The sequence below is a fragment of the Acidisphaera sp. S103 genome (genome assembly GCF_009765975.1).
Classification (GTDB): Bacteria; Pseudomonadota; Alphaproteobacteria; order Acetobacterales; family Acetobacteraceae; genus Rhodopila.
Map to the genome: position 1 here is coordinate 1 of NZ_LMUJ01000019.1, position 3021 is coordinate 3021.

Annotated in this window: 3 protein-coding genes and 1 pseudogene; 2 read left to right on the plus strand and 2 right to left on the minus strand. The window is 60.1% G+C overall.

Annotation, left to right across the window (positions count from 1 at the left end; translation table 11 throughout):
* Positions 1-437: 437 nt before the first annotated feature.
* Positions 438-1012, plus strand: a pseudogene (locus GSQ89_RS01800) (DUF932 domain-containing protein); the annotation flags it as partial.
* A 29-nt stretch (positions 1013-1041) separates the two neighbouring features.
* Here GSQ89_RS01800 and GSQ89_RS39980 read toward each other — a convergent pair.
* Together GSQ89_RS39980 and GSQ89_RS01810 are read right to left on the minus strand one after the other, a co-directional pair.
* Positions 1042-1404 carry a site-specific integrase gene (locus GSQ89_RS39980; RefSeq protein ID WP_158921421.1) on the minus strand — a complete coding sequence of 121 codons (363 nt, stop codon included), beginning with the start codon at positions 1402-1404 and terminating at the stop codon, positions 1042-1044.
* A complete protein-coding gene (locus GSQ89_RS01810; RefSeq protein ID WP_158921423.1) occupies positions 1295-1651 on the minus strand; it encodes a hypothetical protein in 357 nt (118 codons plus the stop codon). The genes GSQ89_RS39980 and GSQ89_RS01810 overlap by 110 nt, the downstream gene beginning before the upstream one ends.
* Positions 1652-2119: 468 nt before the next feature.
* Here GSQ89_RS01810 and GSQ89_RS01815 point away from each other — a divergent pair, with 468 nt between their 5' ends.
* On the plus strand, positions 2120-2950 hold the full coding sequence (locus tag GSQ89_RS01815) for an integrase arm-type DNA-binding domain-containing protein (RefSeq protein ID WP_158921425.1): 831 nt from the start codon (positions 2120-2122) through the stop codon (positions 2948-2950).
* Positions 2951-3021 lie beyond the last annotated feature (71 nt).

Sequence of the window (3021 nt, forward strand, 5' to 3'; positions counted from 1 at the left end):
TGTAGCGCAGGCCCTTGCGGTCATGCAGGCGACGGGTCTCTGGGGTCCACATGAGGCACCTCGTCAAGTGAGGCCTAGCAGGGACTCACATTCGATTCGAGCCGGTCAACCCCTCATCTTAACCGATTCCAATGACTCGCTTTGATCCCGGACAGACACTGAGACTAATGGAATTACCGCAGAAGGCTTCTAAATTAGAGTAAAATAAAAAACGGTCGCCGCCTATCGAGCAAAAAAATTCCTGCCGCCTTTCTCACCGCCGTACAACGGTCGAGAGTTGCGATCCGCAAAGCGGTCGGTGCGGGCACAGTCGATCCGGAAACTTTAAGTGCTGCGGAATGTCGCCAGCATGATGGGTGACTTCGCCGGGAGGCAGAGAATGCTGAAATCCTGGCGTTCTCGAAACGGGGCGTGGCGATCAAAGAGATCATGCGCCGACGCTCTACGCCAGCGACCGCGATGTTTTTCTCTTCCTGGTCGATGACACGCATCCGATCGAGGCGGCCCGATTGGCGAATGGCGACCCTGACCTCTACTTCCGGGGCTTCTATGGCTGGAACTCGGAGGTCGGCTCGAAGACGCTCGGCATCGCCTCGTTCTGTCTCCGGACGGTCTGATGAACCGCAATATCCGGGGTGCGGAAGGCTTCGAGGAGATCGCGATACGCCATAGCAAGTTCGCCGCTCATCGCTTCGCCCACCAGGCTGTCCCAGCTCTGGAGCGGTTCGCCCGTTCGTCCCCGGCCCCGTTCAAGGCGGGTATCAAGGCGGCGCGAGAGCGGATCGTCGCCCGCAAGGACGAGGATCGCGAGACCTTCCTGCGCAAGCGCGGCTTTACCGGTGCCGAGGCAACCAAGGTTATCGCCACGGTCCTGGCGGAGGAACGTCGTCCACCCGAATCGATCTTCGATTTCGTGCAGGTGATCACGGCGCTCACGCGCAGCAAGCCGCATGAGGATGCCCGGCTCGACCTTGAAGGCAAAGCGGCCCGGCTTCTCGCCGCAGTCCGGTGACATCAGCAAAGGACGTATCGTTGACGTTGCTAGCCTACGCTGTGGTTCCTGACATCAAGGTCATTGAAAATCTTCCGAACCCGGTCCACGGCTCCTCGCAGATTCATATACCTCCAATAATTCCTCAGGCCGCTCAGCTTCTTGGTGACGGTCTGCGCGTCAAGGCCATCGTCCTCGTCCGTACTCAACAGGCGATCGACACAGTACTGCACGTGCGCCTGCGTCAGATCCTCGATCGGGTGGTTTACCCTGGCCGCGAACTCGCGAATCGCAGACTCGTATTCATCTCGCGTTTTCGGGCTGACCGTGACCGCAGCTTTCCATGGTTCCAGATGCTCCAGGAACGGTGGCTTTGCCGGTGATGATCCGAACTTGACGGGCCGCGTGTGCATCTTCGTTCGGGAATGCCACGTGGTTCTGAGGCACCAGGTCCGCGGCGTATGCGTGCAATTCGCGCCCCGTCTCTTGCAGGACGAACTTCACCACCTCATCGAGCTTGAAACGCTCAGCCTCGGGCCCGCTCAATTCGCGATACCGCGCTGCCAAGGCTTCAGCCCGCATTTCGATTGGCGGCTCGGCGCCGGCCCGCGCATCGGCGATCGTCTGCTTGATCGCCGCAATGATCGGCGCGGCGATCAAGCAAGGCGCGATGGATGTCAGTCTCCTTCGTCGTCACCATGTAGATGGATTTGTTCAACATCCCCCGGACGTCCATGGGGACGACGACGCGGACAAACCAGACCCGGCGTCGCTGGATCAAGTGAGGATATTTCGGCACTTGAACGACCATCAGATGCGACCTGGCAGCTTGCCTACCGGTGGTCAAAACGTTGGTCAAAATTCTAGCAGTAGACGCTATAACATATTGATCTATAACGATGTACGAATTATGGCGTCCCCGGCGCGATTCGAACGCACGGCCCCCAGATTAGGAATAGTGGGGCTTAACCTCCGTGCCGTCCCGCAGCCATCCGTGCGCTTCCGTTAAGAATGGCTTTACAGGCCAGATTCCCCTGACTGGTTGCCCGCACAGTTCCGCTACTTCGCGCTTGCCTACGCACCATATGTCCTGTCACGCCGCACTCGCTGACAGGACGCGAACAGGACATGCAGGTCAAAAGCGAGGGACCCCTCAAAATCACCAAGGCCACGATCGACGCCGCGTGGAAGCGAAGACAGAAGGCGAGTCGGTTGATCATTCGTGACAAGGATTGCCGAGGCCTGGCGCTGATCGTGAACGCCACCACGCTGGTTTGGTCCTACAGCTACCGTCCTCGTGGCGTCGATCCTCTGACGGGGCGCCGGTGGCCGAACAAGGCGATCACGTTGGGCAACCCGGCGACGTTGTCACCGGACGATGCCAGGACCGAGGCGAACCGCGTGAAAGGTCAGATGGTGGCCGGCGCCGACCCGGCGGCAGCGAGGAAGGCGAAAGCGGCCGAGGAGCAGCGCAAACGCTCGGCGACCGCGGGCCGCCTACTGAAGGGATACGAAGATGCTTTCCCAAAGCGGCCGAAAATGCGCGGTAGTGGCCTCCCCTCGCCAATATACGTGTCCGGCGAGGTAGCGCAGGTCCGTTTGGCTCTGGAGGCGATGGAAGCCACGGACAGCCCGGCTGCTGATATCGACGTTGTCACCGTTCGCAAGCTGATCGATGCCCAGAACGCGGGCGACAATCCCCACGCGAGATTTGGCGCATTGTCGCGATTCCTCGATTGGTGCCAGGACGCCGGTCATATCCAAATCAACCCATGCACTCTCGTCGCCCGTGCGCGGCGCCCAAAGCCGCGGCAATCTCGGTCTGAGTATCTTGTGCTATCTGATATGGCGCGGTTGTGGGAGGCTGCCGGGCGTCTCGGCGAGCCGGTATGGCGCGACATCGCCCGTCTTGATCGCCATACCCTGCCGGCGGGCACGGTTGTCTGGCACGTTTCTTGATATGATACGGTATCAGACTGTCTCATATCAGGACACCCTGTCCGGGCACGCCCTTGACGCTTTGCGGCGGT

Excerpts from the sequence above, each read along its gene's own strand:
- GSQ89_RS39980 (WP_158921421.1), bottom strand. The coding sequence starts at position 1,404 with ATGCACACGCGGCCCGTCAAGTTCGGATCATCACCGGCAAAGCCACCG.
- GSQ89_RS01815 (WP_158921425.1), top strand. The coding sequence starts at position 2,120 with ATGCAGGTCAAAAGCGAGGGACCCCTCAAAATCACCAAGGCCACGATC.